Origin of the sequence: Phenylobacterium sp. LjRoot97 (assembly GCF_964254345.1) — a bacterium.
Taxonomy (GTDB): Bacteria; Pseudomonadota; Alphaproteobacteria; order Caulobacterales; family Caulobacteraceae; genus Phenylobacterium.
On record NZ_CAXUTH020000001.1, the window covers coordinates 1,849,583 to 1,867,024 of the forward strand.

The 17,442-nt window shown below is 70.2% G+C and carries 15 protein-coding genes; 6 read left to right on the forward strand and 9 right to left on the reverse strand.

The window, feature by feature from the left end:
- Window positions 1–105 precede the first annotated feature (105 nt).
- The 4 genes from ACSQ2H_RS09285 to ACSQ2H_RS09300 all read right to left on the reverse strand — a co-directional run bounded on the left by ACSQ2H_RS09285 (window position 106) and on the right by ACSQ2H_RS09300 (window position 4,526).
- Complete coding sequence (locus ACSQ2H_RS09285; RefSeq protein ID WP_436061130.1) at window positions 106–1,455, reverse strand: ATP-binding protein; 1,350 nt, start codon at window positions 1,453–1,455, stop codon at window positions 106–108.
- Window positions 1,452–2,192 carry a response regulator gene (locus ACSQ2H_RS09290; RefSeq protein WP_436061131.1) on the reverse strand — a complete coding sequence of 247 codons (741 nt, stop codon included), beginning with the start codon at window positions 2,190–2,192 and terminating at the stop codon, window positions 1,452–1,454. The genes ACSQ2H_RS09285 and ACSQ2H_RS09290 overlap by 4 nt, the downstream gene beginning before the upstream one ends.
- 52 nt (window positions 2,193–2,244) lie before the next feature.
- The gene (locus ACSQ2H_RS09295) at window positions 2,245–2,913 is read right to left on the reverse strand and encodes an MBL fold metallo-hydrolase (protein ID WP_436061132.1); all 669 of its coding nucleotides are present in this window, start codon (window positions 2,911–2,913) and stop codon (window positions 2,245–2,247) included.
- Window positions 2,914–2,978: 65 nt separating this feature from the next.
- A complete protein-coding gene (locus ACSQ2H_RS09300; RefSeq protein ID WP_436061133.1) occupies window positions 2,979–4,526 on the reverse strand; it encodes an amino acid permease in 1,548 nt (515 codons plus the stop codon).
- A gap of 175 nt (window positions 4,527–4,701) precedes the next feature.
- On the opposite strand from ACSQ2H_RS09300, the gene hrpB reads away from it, so the two are divergent.
- Window positions 4,702–7,137, forward strand: a complete 2,436-nt coding sequence (hrpB, locus tag ACSQ2H_RS09305) for an ATP-dependent helicase HrpB (protein ID WP_436061134.1) — start codon at window positions 4,702–4,704, stop codon at window positions 7,135–7,137.
- Here the strand turns inward: hrpB and ACSQ2H_RS09310 are convergent.
- The 4 genes from ACSQ2H_RS09310 to ACSQ2H_RS09325 form a co-directional block, all read right to left on the reverse strand.
- Entirely contained in the window at window positions 7,134–8,099 is a 966-nt protein-coding gene (locus tag ACSQ2H_RS09310) for a bifunctional helix-turn-helix transcriptional regulator/GNAT family N-acetyltransferase (protein ID WP_436061135.1), read from the reverse strand. The two genes, hrpB and ACSQ2H_RS09310, sit on opposite strands and share 4 nt — an antisense overlap.
- 97 nt (window positions 8,100–8,196) lie before the next feature.
- A complete protein-coding gene (locus tag ACSQ2H_RS09315) occupies window positions 8,197–8,982 on the reverse strand; it encodes a TrmH family RNA methyltransferase (protein WP_436061136.1) in 786 nt (261 codons plus the stop codon).
- On the reverse strand, window positions 8,979–9,881 hold the full coding sequence (locus tag ACSQ2H_RS09320) for a class I SAM-dependent methyltransferase (protein WP_436061137.1): 903 nt from the start codon (window positions 9,879–9,881) through the stop codon (window positions 8,979–8,981). The genes ACSQ2H_RS09315 and ACSQ2H_RS09320 overlap by 4 nt, the downstream gene beginning before the upstream one ends.
- Before the next feature lie 49 nt (window positions 9,882–9,930).
- Window positions 9,931–10,152 carry a hypothetical protein gene (locus ACSQ2H_RS09325; RefSeq protein ID WP_156378297.1) on the reverse strand — a complete coding sequence of 74 codons (222 nt, stop codon included), beginning with the start codon at window positions 10,150–10,152 and terminating at the stop codon, window positions 9,931–9,933.
- 197 nt (window positions 10,153–10,349) lie between these two features.
- On the opposite strand from ACSQ2H_RS09325, the gene ACSQ2H_RS09330 reads away from it, so the two are divergent.
- Entirely contained in the window at window positions 10,350–10,985 is a 636-nt protein-coding gene (locus ACSQ2H_RS09330) for a TetR/AcrR family transcriptional regulator (RefSeq protein WP_436061138.1), read from the forward strand.
- A gap of 101 nt (window positions 10,986–11,086) precedes the next feature.
- The gene (locus tag ACSQ2H_RS09335; RefSeq protein ID WP_436061139.1) at window positions 11,087–12,535 is read left to right on the forward strand and encodes a DUF1254 domain-containing protein; all 1,449 of its coding nucleotides are present in this window, start codon (window positions 11,087–11,089) and stop codon (window positions 12,533–12,535) included.
- A gap of 4 nt (window positions 12,536–12,539) precedes the next feature.
- Here ACSQ2H_RS09335 and ACSQ2H_RS09340 read toward each other — a convergent pair whose 3' ends face one another.
- Window positions 12,540–13,172: a TetR/AcrR family transcriptional regulator gene (locus ACSQ2H_RS09340; protein ID WP_436061140.1), complete on the reverse strand. Its 633-nt coding sequence runs from the start codon at window positions 13,170–13,172 to the stop codon at window positions 12,540–12,542.
- 111 nt (window positions 13,173–13,283) lie between these two features.
- On the opposite strand from ACSQ2H_RS09340, the gene ACSQ2H_RS09345 reads away from it, so the two are divergent.
- From ACSQ2H_RS09345 to ACSQ2H_RS09355, 3 genes are read left to right on the forward strand one after another with little or no spacing between them, the layout of a single operon-like run.
- Window positions 13,284–14,696, forward strand: coding sequence for an efflux transporter outer membrane subunit (locus tag ACSQ2H_RS09345; RefSeq protein WP_436061141.1), 1,413 nt, complete (start codon window positions 13,284–13,286; stop codon window positions 14,694–14,696).
- Window positions 14,697–14,734: 38 nt separating this feature from the next.
- Complete coding sequence (locus tag ACSQ2H_RS09350; protein ID WP_436061142.1) at window positions 14,735–15,889, forward strand: HlyD family secretion protein; 1,155 nt, start codon at window positions 14,735–14,737, stop codon at window positions 15,887–15,889.
- A 10-nt stretch (window positions 15,890–15,899) separates the two neighbouring features.
- On the forward strand, window positions 15,900–17,438 hold the full coding sequence (locus ACSQ2H_RS09355; RefSeq protein ID WP_436061143.1) for a DHA2 family efflux MFS transporter permease subunit: 1,539 nt from the start codon (window positions 15,900–15,902) through the stop codon (window positions 17,436–17,438).
- Window positions 17,439–17,442 lie beyond the last annotated feature (4 nt).

Here is a 17,442-nt window from a genome sequence, read left to right on the forward strand (position 1 = left end):
CCTTTCGTACCGCAAAGCTTTGTCCGGACACGGCGTCCGAGGACTGGCAGGGGATAGCGGCGAGGCCGTGCGCCGCGCAGGCGGTGTTAAAATTTTCCGGAGCGGTCAGATCGGCAGCTGGACGCGTGCGGTGAGGCCGCCGCTGGGGCGATTGACCAGCACCACGTCGCCGCCGTGGCCGCGCGCCACCGAGCGGACCACGGCCAGCCCCAGGCCGATGCCGCCGGTCTGGCGGCTGCGCGAGGGCTCGCGCCGGTAGAAGGGTTCGAACACCCGCTCGAACTCCTCGGGCGGGATGCCGGGACCGTCGTCCTCGATCTCGACGATGGCGCTGGCGCCGTCGCGGTAGACGCGGGCGCGGGCGCGGTCGCCGAACTTGGTCGCGTTCTCGAGCAGGTTGGCGAACAGCCGGCGCAGGGCCAGGGGATCGCCCTCCAGCACCACCTTCTCTCCGCGTTCGACCTGAGTGTCGGCGCCGGTGTCGGCCATCTCGTCGCAGACGCTTTCCAGCAGCGAGGAGAGCTCCAGCAGGGTCCGCTCGCCCGGCCGGCTGGTGTCGCGCACGAAGGTCAGGGCGGCGGAGATCATCTCCTCCATCTGGTCGATGTCGGCGGCCATCTTCACGCGCACGTCCTCGGGCACGTTTTCGATGCGGAACCGCAGGCGGGTCAGGGGCGTGCGCAGGTCATGGGCGATGGCGCCGACCATGGCGGTGCGGTCCTCGACGTAGCGGCGCAGGCGCTCCTGCATGTCGTTGAACGCCTTCACCGCGACGCTGATTTCGGCCGAGCCCTTGAGCGACAACGGCGGGGCGCGCGGGTCGCGGCCGAGCCGCTCGGCCGCATCGGTGAAAAGCCTGATCGGCGCGGAGAGCCGGCGGGCGAAGACGAAGGCGACCGGCGTCATGGCCAGGGCCGAGAGCAGGAACAGCAGCACGATCCGCTGCTGCCAGGCGTCGAGGCCGATGCCGCGTTCGGGAGTCAGCACTTTCCAGCGGCCGTCGGCCTGCTGCACGGCGACCTTGAACGGGGCGATCATGAAATGGTCTTCGACCTCGCCGCCCTCGCGCGCCATCCGATCGCGGATGACCCGGAAGACGCGGCGGTCGGAGAACGGGAAGCGCGAGGTCGAGGCCACCAGCACCCGCTCGACCGGCACGCCGAGCCCCGCGGCGATCTGGGCGCGGATCTTCGGCGTCATCCGCCCTTCCATCACCAGGTGCGGCGGAGTCTTGGTGAGCGTGACCGTGAGCGGGTGACGCTCGCTGAAGGTCGGCGGCGAGCCGCGCAGGGTCTGGACGATCTCGCCGATCCGGTAGAAGTCCGGGGCCGGCGGCGGCAGATTGAACAGCAGGAACAGGCTGATGGCCTGGGCGGCGACCAGGCTGAGCCCGATCAGGGCGAGCAGTTGACCGAACAGGGATGCGGTCGGCCGCCCGGCCCAGGGCGCGGTCACAGACGCTTCACCTTGGCGGTGAACATGTAGCCTTCGTTGCGGATGGTGCGGATCAGGTCCTGGCCGCCGCCGCCGTCGTCGAGCTTGCGGCGCAGGCGGCTGATCTGGACGTCGATGGCCCGGTCGAAGGCGTCGGAGTCCGGGCCACGGGCGAATTCCAGCAGCTGGTCGCGGGTCAGCACCCGCTGCGGCCGCTCGACGAAGGTGCGGAGCAGCGAAAACTCGCCCGAGGACAGGTTGACCACCACGCCCTGCGGCGAGCGCAGTTCACGGCGGACCAGATCGAAGCGCCAGCCGGCGAACTCGCAGCCGGCGCTGGTCGAGGCGGCCTGGCCGCGCAGTTCGGCGCGGCGGAGCACCGCGCGGACGCGGGCCAGCAGCTCTCGCGGGTTGCACGGCTTGGAGAGGTAGTCGTCGGCGCCGAGCTCGAGCCCGACGATGCGGTCGGTGTCCTCGCCCATGGCCGAGAGCATGATGATCGGCGGGCCTTCGCCGACGGCCAGCCGGCGGCAGATGGCCAGGCCGTCCTCGCCCGGCAGCATGACGTCGAGCACGATCAGGTCGATGGGACCGCGTTCCAGCGCCTGTTCCATCTCGCGGGAGTCGCCGGCGGTCTCGACCTGATAGCCGTGCCTGCCCAGGAAGTCGGACACGACGTCCCGGATGCCCGGATCGTCGTCGACCATCAGAATGCGGGCGCTGGAGCCCGCCCCGGACTGTTCGCTACGTGTATCCATCCGGGGCATTTTCACGCGCCCGCGTAACGCGCAGATTTCACGACTGAAAGCATTACGCGCCGGCCAGGACCTCGTCGGCGACGAACGGGTTGGTCCGGCGCTCCTGGCCGAAGGTCGACATCGGGCCATGACCCGGGACGAAGGCCACGTCGTCGCCCAGCGGCCAGAGCTTGCCGGTGATCGAGTCGATCAGCTGCTGATGGTTGCCGCGCGGGAAATCGGTGCGGCCGACCGAGCCCTGGAACAGCACGTCGCCGACCTGGGCGAAGCGGGCCTCGCGATGGAAGAACACGACGTGGCCGGGGGTGTGGCCGGGGCAGTGGTAGACCTCGAACTGGGTCTCGCCCAGCGACACCGTGTCGCCGTCCGCGAGCCAGCGGTCGGGGGTGAACGAGCGGGCGTCGGGCATGCCCCACTTGGCGCCCGAGGCGGTGATCTCGTCGATCCAGAAGCCGTCGTCGGGATGCGGACCCTCGATCGGGGCGCCGGTGGCCTCCTGCAGGGCGGCGGTTCCGCCGGCGTGGTCGAGGTGGCCGTGGGTGATCCAGATCTTCTCGAGCGTCAGGCCATGCGCCTTCAGGGCTTCGAGCAGGCGCGGAACCTCGCCGCCCGGATCGATGATGGCGGCCTTCAAGGTCTTGGCGCACCAGACGATGGTGCAGTTCTGCTGCAGCGGGGTGACCGGCGCGATCAGGGCGCGGATGGTGGGCTCGGCGTTCATGGTCCCTAACATCGGGCCTGTCGCGCCATAAGAAAAGGCCCGGGACGAACCCGGGCCTCTCCAAGTCAGTGCTGGCGATCGCCAGGCGCCGGCGCGCCCGGCATCGGCGCGACGGGGCCGGGAGGCGCATCGCTGTCCAGTTCGGGGACATCGACGATGCCCCGGCCGACGTGGCTCTTGCGGTAGCCGTAGAGGAAGTAGACCACCAGGCCGATCAGCGCCCAGGCCAGGAACAGCAGCTTGGTCTCGGTCGACAGGCTGAAGAACAGGTAGACGCAGCCGACCGCGGCCAGCGGCGCGACGACCATGATCGCCGGCGCGCGGAACGGGCGCTTGCGGTTCGGATCGGTTTTGCGCAGCACCAGCACCGCGATGGCCACCATCGCGAACGCGAACAGGGTGCCCGAGTTCGAGATGTCGGCCAGCACGCCGACCGGGAAGAAGGCGGCGAACAGCGACACGAACACGCCGGTGATCACGGTGATCACGTGCGGGGTGTGGTACTTCGGGTGGACCTTGGACAGCACGGCCGGCAGCAGGCCGTCGCGGCTCATCACGAAGAAGATGCGGGTCTGGCCGAACATCATCATCAGGATGACCGAGGGCAGGGCCAGGCCGGCGGCGAGGCCGATCAGGTTGCCGACCTGCGGCCAGCCGATGGAGCGCAGGGTCCAGGCCAGGGCTTCCTTCGAGCAGACCACCGCGGCGTCGCCGGCGGCCTTACAGGCGGCGGTGAGCTCGGGGCTGCCGGGACGCAGGCCGACGCCGTTGGCGTCGGTCATCGGCTGGGCGCCGACAGTGCCGATCACGCCCGAGGCGACCAGGATGTAGAAGATGGTGCAGATGCCGAGCGAGCCGATGAGGCCGATCGGCATGTTGCGCTGCGGGTTCTTGGTCTCCTCGGCCGCGGTCGAGACCGCGTCGAAGCCGACATAGGCGAAGAAGATCGAGGCTGCTGCCGCCGAAACCCCGGCCATGCCGAGCGGAGCGAACGGATGGAAGTTCTCCATGTTCATCACCGGCACGGCCAGCGCGATGAACAGGGTGAGGGCCGCGACCTTCACCGCCACCAGGACGGCGTTGACGGTGGCCGATTCCTTGGTGCCGATGACCAGCAGGCCGGTGACGGCCAGGGCGATCAGCGCGGCCGGCAGGTTGACGATGCCGCCGTCCATCGGGCCGAGCGTCAGGGCGTTGGGTATGTCGATATGGAAGGCGTGCTCAATCAGGCCGACCACGTAGCCGGACCAGCCGACCGACACCGCCCCGGCGGCGACGGCGTATTCCAGGATCAGCGCCCAGCCGACCATCCAGGCCAGCAATTCGCCCATCACGGCGTAGCTATAGGTGTAGGCGGACCCGGAAACCGGGACCATCGAAGACATTTCGGCGTAGCAGAGCGCGGCGACCGCGCAGACGAAACCGGCAATGATGAAAGCGGCGATCATGCCGGGGCCGGCCTTCTGCGCCGCTTCGGCGGTCAGAACGAAGATCCCCGTGCCGATGATGGCCCCGATGCCAAGCATGGTAAGCTGAAACGCGCCCAGCGACCGATGCAGAGACTTTTTCTCTGCGGTCGCGAGAATCGCGTCGAGCGATTTAACTCGCCACATATTTCCTCCAGGAAAACCCGTGCGGCCCCCGCCGCGCGGTCTGATTGGGCGTTACGTGGCCTCTTCGTAACCTTGCGGTCAAGCGCCAAGCCGTCGCTGAGCTTTGCGCCAAAGCGGGCGCCCGCGGGATGAGCGTCCGTCTTGGCCCGGCGCGCAGGCGCGGCTAGACCACGGCATGCTTCCGGTAGAGGAAATTTTGCCCGCCCTGCAGGCGGCGCTCGATGCGCGGACCTCGGCGGTGCTGGTGGCGCCGCCGGGCGCGGGCAAGACGACGCTGGTCCCGCTGCGGCTGCTGGACGCCGCGTGGCTGGAGCGGCGCAAGATCGTGATGCTGGAGCCGCGGCGGCTGGCGGCCCGCGCGGCGGCCGACCGCATGGCCAAGACCTTGGGCGAAAAGGTCGGCGAAACAGTCGGTTACCGCGTCCGGATGCAGTCGAAAGTGTCGGCCCGGACGCGCATCGAGGTGGTCACCGAGGGCGTGTTCAGCCGCATGATCCTGGCGGACCCGAGCCTGGACGGGGTCGGCGCGGTGATCTTCGACGAGTATCACGAGCGCAGCCTGGATGCGGATCTCGGCCTGGCGCTGGCGCGGGACGCGCAGGGGGTGCTGCGCGAGGACCTGCGCATCCTGGTGATGTCGGCGACACTGGATGGGGCGGCGGTCGGGCGGCTGCTCGACGACGCGCCGGTGATCGAGAGCCAGGGCCGCAGCTTTCCTGTGGATACTCGCTATCTGGGCCGCGACGAGCGCTTGCGGCTGGAAGACCGGGTGGTGCGCGCCGTCGAGCGGGCGCTGGCCGAGGAAACCGGCAGCATCCTGGTGTTCCTGCCCGGGCAGGGCGAGATCCTGCGGACCGCCGAACGGCTGCAGGAACGGGTGCGGCGGCCCGACGTGAGGATCGCCCCGCTCTATGGCGCGCTGGATCCGGCGCAGCAGGACGCGGCGATCAGCCCGGCGCCGGCCGGCGTGCGCAAGGTGGTGCTGGCGACCTCGATCGCCGAGACCAGCCTGACCATCGAGGGCGTGCGGGTGGTGATCGATTGCGGGCTGGCGCGCGTGCCGCGGTTCGACCCGGCCAGCGGCCTGACCCGGCTGGCGACGGTGCGGGTCAGCCGCGCCGCCGCCGACCAGCGGCGCGGCCGGGCGGGGCGGACTGAGCCGGGCGTCGCCTACCGGCTGTGGGACGAGGCCGAGACCCGGGCGCTGCCGGCCTTCGCCGATCCGGAGATCCTCGACGCGGAACTGTCGGGCCTGGCGCTGGACCTGGCGCGCTGGGGCGCGCGCGATCCGAGCGAGTTGGCGTTCCTGGACCCGCCGCCGGCCGCGGCGTTCAACGAGGCGCGCACGCTGCTGCGGCGGCTGGAGGCGCTGGGCGACGACGGGGTGCTGACCGCGCACGGCGAGGCGCTGAGTGAGTTCCCGCTGGCCCCGCGGCTGGCGCACATGGTGCTGAAGGCCGGCGAGACCGGGCAGGCCGAGCGGGCCGCGCAGATCGCCGCCCTGGTGACCGAGCGCGGCCTGGGCGGGCGCGACGCCGATCTGCGCCACCGGCTGGAGGGGCTGGGCCGGGACCGCTCGCCGCGGGCCCGCGACGCCCGCGCCCTGGCCGAGCGCTGGGCGCGGCTGGCGGGCAAGCCCGGCAAGGGCGAACCGCTGGACGACGGCCTGCTGCTGGCCTTCGCCTACCCCGAGCGGATCGCCAAGGCGCGCGGCGGGAGCGGCGAGTTCCAGCTGGTCAGCGGCCGCGGGGCCTTCGTCGAGCCGACCGACGCCCTGGCGCGCGAGAAGTGGCTGGCCATCGCCGAGATGGGCGGCGGTGAGCGGCGCGACCGCATCCTGCTGGCCGCGCCGGTGGACGAGGGGGAACTGGTCGCCGCGTTCCGGGGCCAGATGCAGACTGAGTACCGGCTCGACGAGAGCGGCGGCGGGCGGCTGCGGGCCAAGCGGCTGACGCGGCTGGGCCGGGTGACGGTGCGCGAGGAGATCGACGAGAACCCGGACCCAGCATTGATCGCCGCAGCGTTGGCCGATCGCGTGCGGGCCGAGGGACTTTCCAAGCTGCCCTGGGGCGAGGCGGCGCGGTCGTTCCGTGAGCGCGCGGCGTTCCTGCGCGCCCAGGGGCAGGACTGGCCGGACCTCAGCGACGCGGCCCTAATCGAACAGCTCGACGACTGGCTGACGCCGCTGCTGACGGGGGTGCGTTCATTGGGCGCCGTACGAGCGGACGCGCTTGATGGCGCGGTGCGTGCGCTTGTGCCGTGGGAGTTGCAGCGCAAGCTAGAGGCATCGGCCCCGGCGCGCTGGACGGCTCCGACCGGCAACAGCTTTTCGATCGACTACGCCGCCGAGGGCGGGCCGCGGGTCGACGTGCGCGTGCAGGAGGTCTTCGGGCTGAAGGAGCATCCGCGGGTGGCCGGCGCGCCGCTGACCTTGTCGCTGCTGTCGCCGGGGCATCGGCCGATCCAGACCACCAAGGACCTCCCGGGGTTCTGGGGCGGATCCTGGCGGGACGTACGCTCGGACATGCGCGGGCGCTATCCCAAGCACGTCTGGCCCGAGGACCCGGCCAATACGGCCCCGACCGCGCGGGCCAAGCCGCGCGGGACTTAGGCCCGGAAGCGCATGGCGACGTCGCAGCGCTCATAGCGGGCGCCGAACAGGGCCATAACCTCGACGTCGTGCTCGAAGCCGAGCTTCTCGTAGAGATGGATGGCCGGGCCGCACTTGGTGTTGGTCAGCAGGTAGAGCTGGTCGGCGGCGCCCATGGCGCGGGCGCGCTCGATCGCCTTGGCCAGCAGGAACTCGCCGACCTTGCGGCCGCGGGCGGACTTGGAGACGCCCATCTTGGTGAGCTCGTACCAACCGTCCTTGGCCTTCATGATCGCGCAGGTCCCGACGACGCCAAGGCCCTGAGCTTCGGCGAACAGGATCGCGCCGCCCTGGTCGACGATCCGGTCCCGGGGGTTCGACATCAGGTCGATGTCGTTGGCCTCCAGCGAGAACATCTCTTCGATCCACTCGGCGTTGATCGCATAGAAGGCCTCGGCCAGATCGTCGGTGAAGTCGCGAACGGCCATGTCGGGGGCCATGGTCGGTTCGGCGAGGGTCCGGTCGGTCAGCGAGCGTTGGTCGAGGGCCGCTTCGACCCGGGCGATGGCGTCCATGAGTTCCTGATGGCGGCCGTCGCAGAGCGAGATGGCGGCCGCTTCGACCCGCGGCCAGAGGTCGCTTTCGAGCCGGTCCATGAGCGCAACGCCCGCGGGAGTGAGCGAGAGCATCTTCTGACGCTGGTCGCGGCCGTCCTTGCCGACCTCGACCAGGCCTTGCTCGATCAGCGCCTGCAGGGCGCGGGTGGTGGTCGGCTGGCTGAGCCGCAGGTGCTGGGCGACGGCGCCGACCGTCAGCGGGCCTTCACGGCGGAGCACCGCCAGTAGCGGCTGCTGGGCCGGCTGCACCGGCAGATCCAGGGTCTGGAGGATGGCGCCGGCCTCGGTCTGCAGCCGGTCGCCGAGCCGCTTCAGGCGGCTGCCCAGGAACATCACGCCGAGGTCGGAGAGGGTGTCGGGGGTCATCTGGCCGCTCCGTAAGCATGAATATAGCAAACTATATACATAGCTATGTAAATCGGCGTCAAGGCGCTCGCGAAGGCCTGCGCGGGCGAGGCGGGAACTAGGTGGCGGCGTAGATCATGATGCCGGTGGCGACCGACAGGTTCAGGCTGTCGGCGCGGCCGCGCATGGGGATCTTGACGTTGACGTCGCAGAGCGCGGCCATGTCCGGCGTCAGGCCCTGCTGCTCGTTGCCCATGAGGATCATGGCCGGCTTGGCGTAGCTGGCCTGGCGGTGGTCGACCTCGGCGGTGAGCAGGGTGCCGACCACCGAGCCTGGCCAAGACGAGCGCCAGCCGGCGAACTCGGCCTCGGTCGCCTTGACGATCGGCACGGCGAAGATCGAGCCCATGGTGGCGCGGACCGCCTCGACCGAGAACGGGTCGCAGCAGTCGCCGACCAGGATCACCGCGCCGCAGCCGGCGGCGTCGGCGGTGCGCACGATGGTGCCGAGATTGCCGGGATCGCGCACCCGGTGCAGGGCGACGAAGCAGGTCGCCGCGCTGGGATCGAGCGAGGCCAGCGGCGCGAACACCTGGGCGAACACGGCGACGACGGCCTGCGGGTTGTCGCGGCGGGAGACCTTGGCGAGGATGTCCTGGGTGACCTCGATGACCTCGCCGCGGGCGGCGAGCGTCGCCTGGATCGCGCGCTTGAGCAGCGGATGACCCTCGGCGTCCTTGCCGTGCATCAGGATGCGTGGAGCGTGGCCGAGCTCGACGGCCTCGGTGACGATCTTCAGGCCCTCGGCCACGAACAGACCCGACTGCTCGCGCTCCTTGCGCATGTGCAGGCCGCGGACGGACTTGACCGTCGGGTTGGTCAGCGAGGTGACAAGGCGGCTCATGCCGACCACCGGCCGTAGAAGGACATGCCGATCTGGCGGTCGGCGGCGTCCTCGACCAGGGTCAGTTCGCCCCAGTCGATGGTCCCGGCGCGGCCGCCCAGCTTGGCGGCGCACAGCGACGACAGGGCCGCCCCGGAAATGCGTTCCGCATAGGCGTTGAGCAGCAGGAAGGAGGCGTTTTCCCCGAGAAGTTCAGCGCATAGGGCCGAGAGCTCGGGCAGGTTCTCGAATAGGCGCCAGACCTCGCCGTCGGGGCCGCGGCCATACTTCGGGGGATCGAGGATGATGCCGTCATAGCGCGAGCCGCGGCGCACCTCGCGCTGGACATAGCGCCGGGCGTCTTCGCAGATCCAGCGGATCGGCCGGTCGTCGAGGCCCGAGAGGGCGGCGTTCTCGCGCGCCCAGGCGATGGCCTTCTTGGAGGCGTCGACGTGGGTCACGTGGGCGCCGGCGGCGGCGCAGACCAGGCTGGCGACGCCGGTGTAGCCGAACAGGTTGAGGATGCGCGGCTGGTCGGGGAGGGCGCGCACGCGGTGGTCCAGCCAGGCCCAGTTGGCGGCCTGTTCCGGGAAGAAGGCCAGGTGGCGGAAGGCGGTGAAGCGGGCGTGGAAGCGCACGTCGCCCCAGGCCATCGGCCAGCTTTCCTTGGGCTTGCCGCGGAAGCGCCACTTGCCGGCGTCTTCCTCGTCGGACGGATCGAAGACGGCGTCGGCCTTGTCCCAGGTCGCGGCCGGCAGCCGCGGATCCCACATCGCCTGGGGTTCGGGGCGCACGACGGTGTAGGGGCCGTAGCGTTCGAGCTTGCGGCCGCCGCCTGAGTCCAGCAGGGCGTAGTCGGCCCAGCCGGTGGTGCGCATGGCGCCGGGCAGATCGGCGACGACGGGGGCGGTCCTGGTCATGGCCGCCCACTAGCCGGTTCGTAGCCTCGTGGTCCAGTCCTGCGAGGGCTCAGCGTCCCTGCAGGGCCGCCTCGGTGCCCTCGATTTCCTCGCGAATCCAGTCGTGGCCGTTGGCCGACAGCACGCCGTCGAGGGCGGCCATATGGACCGAAAGTCGTTCGCGAATCTCGGGATCCACGTCGGAACGGGTCGCCATCCACTTGGCGACGAGGTGGAGTCCGAAGGCGCTGTGCAGCGCCAGGCGTTGCAGTTGGTCGTCGGGCAGTCTCATGGCCGCTCCCTCATCCATTCGCCCGAAAGAAACGCCTGAACGGTCGAAACGCTGCCGTTTGGCGGCGAACACCTGCCAGAGAGCTTACGCAGGGGCGCCCTTAGTCTCGGATTCGGCTGGGCTTTTCTTTAGTCCAGGCTTGCAACCGCGGTGGTTTTGGTTTCCGTTTGTTACAGAACGGACTCGGAAGGATAGCTGTGACCATCGCAGTGACGACGCGGCGCTCAGCCCGGAAACCCAAGGGCGACGGCCACCTTCGCAGGCAGGAAATCCTGGAGGCCGCCGAGCGCATCTTCGTGGCCGAAGGCTATGAAGGCGCGACGATCCGCAAGATCGCCGACGAGGTCGGGGTGTCGTCGACGGCGCTCTACATGCACTTCCCGGACAAGAGCTGCATCTTGCTGGAGATCTGCCAGGGCACGATCCGCAACCTGCTGGAGCGCAACGCCGAGATCGCCGCCAAGCCGATGGACGCCGCCAACCGCGTCAAGCTGATGCTGGACGCGTATATGCGCTGGGGCCTGGAGCATCCAAACGCCTACGAGCTGGTGTTCTGCAACGTGGCGCGGCTGGCGCTGGTCATCGGCGAGGAGGCGACCACCGCCGACCTCGGCGACCAGTGCTACCAGGTGTTCTCCGACGTGGTCCGCGAGATCGCCGCCGAGGGCCGGCTACGGACCGGCAGCGCCGACAGCGCCGCCCAGGCGCTGTGGACCGCCTGCCATGGCGTGGTCAGCATGATGATCGCCCGGCCGAACTTCGACTGGGCCCCCACCGACGAGCTGATTCACGTCACGCTCGACGGGCTGATGCACGGCCTGGTCGCGGACTAGCCCGCTCCAGCGTTACAAGGCGCGGCTTCAGGGTTCGCCCCAATACGCGGCGTACTCGCCTGAGGCGAGGGTGGGGGTCTGTCCGACAGGCGAGGCCCCGCATGACCCAATCCCTCCTGGTTCCCCAATCCGGCGTGCAGACGCGCCGGTGGCTGCTGGGCTCCGTCGCCGGTCTTGGCGGCGCTGCGCTGCTGGCCGGCTGCGGCCGTCAGGCCGCGGAGGGCGAGAAGAGGGCGGCGCCGGCCGCCGTGGCCGACCCGCTGCGGGCGATCGCCAAGGAGGCGTGGCTCTACGCCTTTCCCGGGCTGATGAACTACCAGACCCTGGTTCGCCAGACGCAGGACCCGAAGAGCTCGGAATATGTCGGGTTCGGCAAGTTCCGGCACTACAGCCAGTTCTTCACGCCCGCCAACCGCGACATCGTCACCCCCAACAACGACACGCCCTATTCCTGGGCGTGGCTGGACCTGCGGGCCGAGCCCTGGGTGCTGAGCGTGCCGGCCGCGCCTGAAGGGCGCTACTACGTGCATCAGTTCATGGACCTGTTCACCCAGATCTTCGGCTATGTCGGGGTGCGGGCGACGGGGCGCGACGCCGGCAGTTATCTGATCGCCGGGCCGCGGTGGACGGGCGCCACGCCGCGCGACATCAAGGGCGTGCTGAGGTCCGAGAGCGACCTGGTGCTCAACCTGGCGCGCACGAGCATGTCCGGGCCGCAGGACGCCGCCGCCGTGCGGGCGTTCCAGGCGCAGTACAAGCTGCAGGCGCTGTCGGCGTTCGCCAAGACCCCGGCCCCCGCGCCGGCGCCGGCGATCAGCTTCCCACCCTGGGACAAGGCCAAGGCGCTGGGACCGGACTTCGTCGGCTACCTGAATTTCCTGCTGCAGTTCAGCCAGCCGACGCCGGCGGTCGAGGTCCCGCTGATGGCGCGGTTCGCCACGATCGGCGTGGGGCCCGGCAAGCCGTTCGACCTGGCCGCGCTGACCCCCGAAGCGCGCGAGGCGATCGTCGGCGGCGCCGCGGACGGGGCGGCGGCGTTGGAGGCCGAGGTCGCCAAGACCACGAGCTCGATCGGCCTGTTCGGCTCGCGCGCGCAACTGGGCTCCAACTACATCATGAAGCGCGCGGTGGCGGCCGCCATGGGCATCTATGGCAACGCCGCGGAAGAGGCCGTCTATGTCGGAACGATGCGGGATGCGAGCGGCGCGCCGTTGGACGGCGCCAACCGCTACGAGGTTCGCCTGACCAAGGAGCAGCTGCCGCCAGCGGCGTATTTCTGGTCGGCGACCATGTACAACCTGCCGGACCGGTTGCTGGTCGAGAACCCGATCAGGCGCTACTCGCTGGGCGATCGCAGCAACCTGAAATTCGGGCCGGACGGGTCGCTGACGCTCTACGTCCAGGCGACGTCGCCTGGGCCGGACAAGGAGTCCAACTGGCTGCCCAGCCCGGCCGCGGGCCCGTTCAACGTGGTGTTCCGGCTCTATGGGCCGTCGTCGGAAGCCCGGCAGGGCAAGTGGCCGCCGCCGCCGCTGACCAAGGTGGGGTAGGGGCCTAGTCCGGCCGGTAGGCGCGCAGGAAGGTGTCGACCGCGGTCGTCACCTGGCTCTCGACCTCGGCGTCGCTGAGTTCGCCGGTGAGGACGCCCCAGGTGCGCGGCTGCTGCACGCCGGAGATGGTCAGGTCCTTGAAGTGCTGGGCGGCGACGAACGGGTCGGCGCGGCGCAGGCCGCCCTGGTCCATGAGGTCGGACAGGTAGCCCGCCATCTTGGTCAGGATCACCTTGGGGCCCATCTCGTAGAACATGCGCCCGACTTCGGGGAAGCGGCCGCTCTCGCCGACCACGACGCGGTGGATGCCGATCGATTCCGGGGTCAGCAGCAGTTTCAGGAACGCCGCGCCGAAGTGCTCGAGTCGCTCGCGGGCGTCGTCGCCGTCGTGCTCGACATCGAACAGGGTCTCGGCCAGGGCGCCGCACTGGCGCTGCATGACCGCCTCGAACAGCTCTTCCTTGGACTTGAAGTAGTTGTAGAGCGTGCCCTTCGACCCGCCGAGCCGCGCGGCGATGCTGGACATCGACGTGGCGGCGTAGCCGTCGGCCAGGAAGCAGTCGCGCGCGACGTCGAGAATGCCGTCACGGCGTTCATCGCGGCGTTCTTCGCGCCGGCTCATGGGGGCGGCTGTCATCTGACCATCCTGTACGGTTTGTCCTTGACGAAATCCAGTGTCGGGAACATATGACCGTACCGTACGGTTTTCTAGACCGGACTTCTCCTCAGTCGATTCCCGAGACGCGGCATGGCACGCCTGATTCTCCCCCCAGTGACGGCGGCCCTCCTGTTGGCGGGCTGCGCGGCCGTACCAAACCTGGGTCCAGCCCCCCAGGTCCGGCCCGCGCAGGCCTATGCCGCAACCTCGAGCTTCGACGCTCCGGCCGCCGAGTGGCCGGCCGACCAGTGGTGGAAGGGCTATGGCGACGCCCAGCTCGACACCCTGGTCGACGAGGCGCTGGCTGGCTCTCCCAGCCTGGTGCAGGCGCAGGCTCGGGTGCGTGCGGCGCAGGCGCGGGCCCAGCAGAGCCGCGCGGCGCTGCTGCCCAGCGCGGCGCTGAACGCGCAGGCCGCGCAGGCCAAGCAGAGCTACAACAACGGAATTCCGCCGGCCTTCGTGCCGGAGGGCTACAACGACACCGGCCGCGCGACGCTGGACCTCAGCTTCGACCTCGATCTCTGGGGCAAGAACCGCGCGGCGCTGGCCGCAGCGACCTCGGAAGCCACGGCCGCCGAGATGGACGCAGCCCAGGCGCGGCTGATGCTGACCACCTCGGTGGTCGGCGCCTACGCCGAACTGCAGCGCGCATTCGCCGTCGAAGACGCGGCCGTGCAGGCCCAGGCCAACCGCGAAGCCACCCGCAAGCTGGTCGCCCAGCAGGTCGAGAACGGCGCAGCCAACAAGGGTGAGCTGCGGCAGGCCGAATCCGGGCTGGCGAGCGCCAACCAGGAACTGGCCTCCGCGCAGGAACAGGTCGGCCTGGCCCGCGATGCGATCGCCGCCCTGCTGGGCGCCGGTCCTGACCGCGGTCTGGCGATCGCCAAGCCGCAGGCCCCGGCGGTGCGCGAGTTCGGGCTGCCGTCGAACCTGGCGGCCGACCTGATCGGACGTCGCCCGGACATCGTCGCGGCGCGGCTGCGCGCCGAGGCGGCCGGCAAGCGCATCGATGTCGCGCGCAAGTCCTTCTATCCGAATGTGAATCTGGCCGGCTTCATCGGCGCCCAGTCCCTGGGCCTGGACATGCTGAGCGAGAGCGGGTCGGACATCGGGCAGGCGGGCCTGGCGCTCAGCCTGCCGATCTTCCAGGGCGGACGGCTGTCGGGCGCCTATCGCGGCGCGCGGGCTGAGTACGACGCCGCGGTCGGCGCCTATGACGCCACCCTGACCCAGGCGCTGAAAGAGGTGGCCGACGCCGCCGTCAGCGAACGCGCGCTGGCCGTCCGGCTGGAGGCCGCGCGCGAGGCGCTGGCCAAGGGCGAGGAAGCCTATCGCATCGCCCGCCTGCGCTACGAAGGCGGCCTGAATTCCTACACCTCGGTGCTGACCGCCGAGAACGCGGTGATCCTGCAGCGGCGGGCCGCCGCCGACCTGGAATCGCGCGCGCTCACCCTTGATGCAGCCCTGGTCCGCGCCCTTGGTGGCGGCTTCCGGGCCGCCTGACCCCAACCCGTTTCCGTCCTCCCCCGGAAAGGTCTCCCATGCCCGACGACATCGGATCGCATCCCCAACCGGCGGCCGCCGTCGCGACCGCCCCGCCGCCCGCCAACGGCGCGCGCCGCAAGCGCCTCTTCATGATCCTCGGGGGCGTGGTGCTCGCCGGCGCCGTGATCTGGGGGCTGTACTATTTCCTCGTCGGTTCGCGTCACGTGACCACCGACAACGCCTATGTGAACGCCGACACCGCCCAGGTGACCGCGCTGGTCGCCGGGCCCATCGTGCAGGCGCCGGTCGGCGAGACCGCGGTGGTCAAGACCGGCCAGGTGATCGCGGTGATCGATCCGGCCGACTTCGAGCTGGCCGTCGACCGCGCCCGCGCCGAACTCGGCCAGGCGCAGCGCCGGGTCGGCCAGTACTTCGCCAACGATGAGGCGCTGAGCGCCCAGACCGCCGCGCGCGGGGCCGACATCGCCCGCGCCGAGGCGATGCTGGCCAGCGCCCGGTCCGACTATTCACGGGCCGAGGTCGAGTACGGCCGCCGCCGCAACCTCGCCGACTCGGGCGCGGTGTCGGGCGACGAGCTGACCCAAGCCGAGAACCGCTACCAGGCCGCCAAGGCCGCGCTGGCCGCCGCCCAGGCGGGCCTGGCCCAGGCCAAGGCCGCGGCCGCCCAGTCGGCCGGTCAGCAGAAGGCCGCCAACGCCCTGGTCGCCGGGACCAAGGTCGAGGACAACCCCGAGGTCGCCGCAGCCCGCGCCAAGCTGGCCCAGGCCGAACTGGACCTGGCCCGCACCACGATCCGCTCGCCGGTCGACGGGGTGGTGGCGCGCAAGAGCGTGGTGGTCGGTCAGAAGGTCGCCAACGGCGCGCCGGTGATGAGCATCGTGCCGATCCAGACCGCCTATGTGGACGCCAACTTCAAGGAAGTGCAGCTGCGCAAGGTGCGGCCGGGCCAGCCGGTCGAGCTGACCAGCGACCTTTATGGCTCCGGCGTGAAGTTCCACGGCAAGGTCGCCGGCGTCGGCGGCGGCACCGGCTCGGCCTTCGCGCTGATCCCGGCCCAGAACGCCACCGGCAACTGGATCAAGGTCGTTCAGCGCGTGCCGGTCCGCATCGCGCTGGATCCCAAGGAACTGGCCGAGCACCCGCTGCGCGTCGGCCTGTCCATGGAAGCCGTGATCGACATCTCGAAGTAAGGGGCCGGCCGTGAGCCAGAGCCAATCGACGCCGGCGCCGGCGCCACTGACCGGGATGGCGCTGCTGGTCACCGGGCTGCTGCTCGGCCTGGCCAACTTCATGGTGGTGCTGGACATCACCATCGCCAACGTGGCGGTGCCGCACATCGCCGGCGGCCTGGCCGTGTCGCCCAGCCAGGGCACCTGGGTCATCACCTCCTATTCGGTGGCCGAGGCCATCACCGTGCCGCTGTCAGGCTGGCTGGCCCAGCGGTTCGGCGCGGTGAAGGTGTTCGTGTTCGGGCTGGTCGGCTTCGGGGTCTGTTCGATCCTCTGCGGCCTGGCGCCGACCTTCGGCTTCCTCGTGTTCGCCCGGGTGCTGCAGGGCCTCTGCGGCGGCCCGATCATGCCGATGTCGCAGACCCTGCTGCTGCAGATCTTCCCCAAGGAGAAGGCGCCTCAGGCGCTCGGCCTGTGGAGCATGACCACCGTCGTCGGGCCGATCGCCGGGCCGATCCTGGGCGGCACGATCTCCGACACCATCGGCTGGCACTGGATCTTCTTCATCAACATCCCCGTCGCCTTCGGGGTGGCGTTCCTGGCCTACCGGGCGCTGATCGCCCGTCAGGGCGCCACGCGCCGGGTGCCGGTCGACTATATGGGCCTGACGCTGCTGATCGTCTGGGTCGGGGCGCTGCAGATCATGCTCGACACCGGCAAGGAGCACGACTGGTTCTCCTCGGGGTTCATCGTCGGCCTGGCGATCGTCGCGGCGGTCGGCTTCGTAGCCTTCCTGATCTGGGAGCTGACGGCCGAGAACCCGATCGTGAACCTGAGGGTGTTCCGACACCGCGGCTACACCATAGGCGTGACGACCTTGAGCCTGACGTTCGGGGCGTTCTTCGCCAGCGTGGTGATCCTGCCGCTCTGGCTGCAGACCAACATGGGCTACACCGCCACCTGGGCCGGCTACGCCGCCGCCTTCCAGGGCGTGCTGGCCGTGGTGATGTCGCCGATCGTGGCCAGCCAGGTCGCCAAGCGCGATCCACGGGCGCTGGTCTCCTTCGGGGTGTTCTGGATGGCGGGGATCGCCATCTGGCGCAGCCACTTCGCCACCAACGCCGACTTCATCACCATCGCCTTGCCGCAGCTGGCGTTGGGCTTTGCCATGCCGTTCTTCTTCATCCCGACCCAGAGCATCGCGCTGGGGGCCGTGGACGAGGAGGAGACCGCAGCGGCGGCCGGCATCGCCAACTTCCTGCGGGTGGTGGCCGGCGCGTTCGCGACCTCGCTGATGACGACGTCATGGGAGAACCAGGCCAGCGCCAAGCGCGCCGAACTGGTCGGGGCGCTGAACCAGCCGCAGTCGGCGCTGGACGGCATGGTCGCCCAGGGTTTCTCGCCCGACCAGGCGCTGCGCCAGCTGGAGGGGCTGGTGCAGAGCCAGGCGGTGATGCTGTCGACCAACCTGATGTTCCTGACCACGGCGGTGGTGTTCGCCATCGCCGCGACGACCATCTGGCTGGCCCCGCGACCCAAGCGGGCCGCCGGGCCGGGCGGCGGGCACTAGGTCC

Excerpts from the sequence above, each read along its gene's own strand:
- ACSQ2H_RS09295 (WP_436061132.1), bottom strand. The coding sequence starts at position 2,913 with ATGAACGCCGAGCCCACCATCCGCGCCCTGATCGCGCCGGTCACCCCG.
- ACSQ2H_RS09310 (WP_436061135.1), bottom strand. The coding sequence starts at position 8,099 with ATGACCCCCGACACCCTCTCCGACCTCGGCGTGATGTTCCTGGGCAGC.
- ACSQ2H_RS09325 (WP_156378297.1), bottom strand. The coding sequence starts at position 10,152 with ATGAGACTGCCCGACGACCAACTGCAACGCCTGGCGCTGCACAGCGCC.
- ACSQ2H_RS09300 (WP_436061133.1), bottom strand. The coding sequence starts at position 4,526 with ATGTGGCGAGTTAAATCGCTCGACGCGATTCTCGCGACCGCAGAGAAA.
- ACSQ2H_RS09345 (WP_436061141.1), top strand. The coding sequence starts at position 13,284 with ATGGCACGCCTGATTCTCCCCCCAGTGACGGCGGCCCTCCTGTTGGCG.
- ACSQ2H_RS09340 (WP_436061140.1), bottom strand. The coding sequence starts at position 13,172 with ATGACAGCCGCCCCCATGAGCCGGCGCGAAGAACGCCGCGATGAACGC.
- ACSQ2H_RS09320 (WP_436061137.1), bottom strand. The coding sequence starts at position 9,881 with ATGACCAGGACCGCCCCCGTCGTCGCCGATCTGCCCGGCGCCATGCGC.
- ACSQ2H_RS09335 (WP_436061139.1), top strand. The coding sequence starts at position 11,087 with ATGACCCAATCCCTCCTGGTTCCCCAATCCGGCGTGCAGACGCGCCGG.
- ACSQ2H_RS09315 (WP_436061136.1), bottom strand. The coding sequence starts at position 8,982 with ATGAGCCGCCTTGTCACCTCGCTGACCAACCCGACGGTCAAGTCCGTC.
- ACSQ2H_RS09350 (WP_436061142.1), top strand. The coding sequence starts at position 14,735 with ATGCCCGACGACATCGGATCGCATCCCCAACCGGCGGCCGCCGTCGCG.
- ACSQ2H_RS09290 (WP_436061131.1), bottom strand. The coding sequence starts at position 2,192 with ATGGATACACGTAGCGAACAGTCCGGGGCGGGCTCCAGCGCCCGCATT.
- hrpB (WP_436061134.1), top strand. The coding sequence starts at position 4,702 with ATGCTTCCGGTAGAGGAAATTTTGCCCGCCCTGCAGGCGGCGCTCGAT.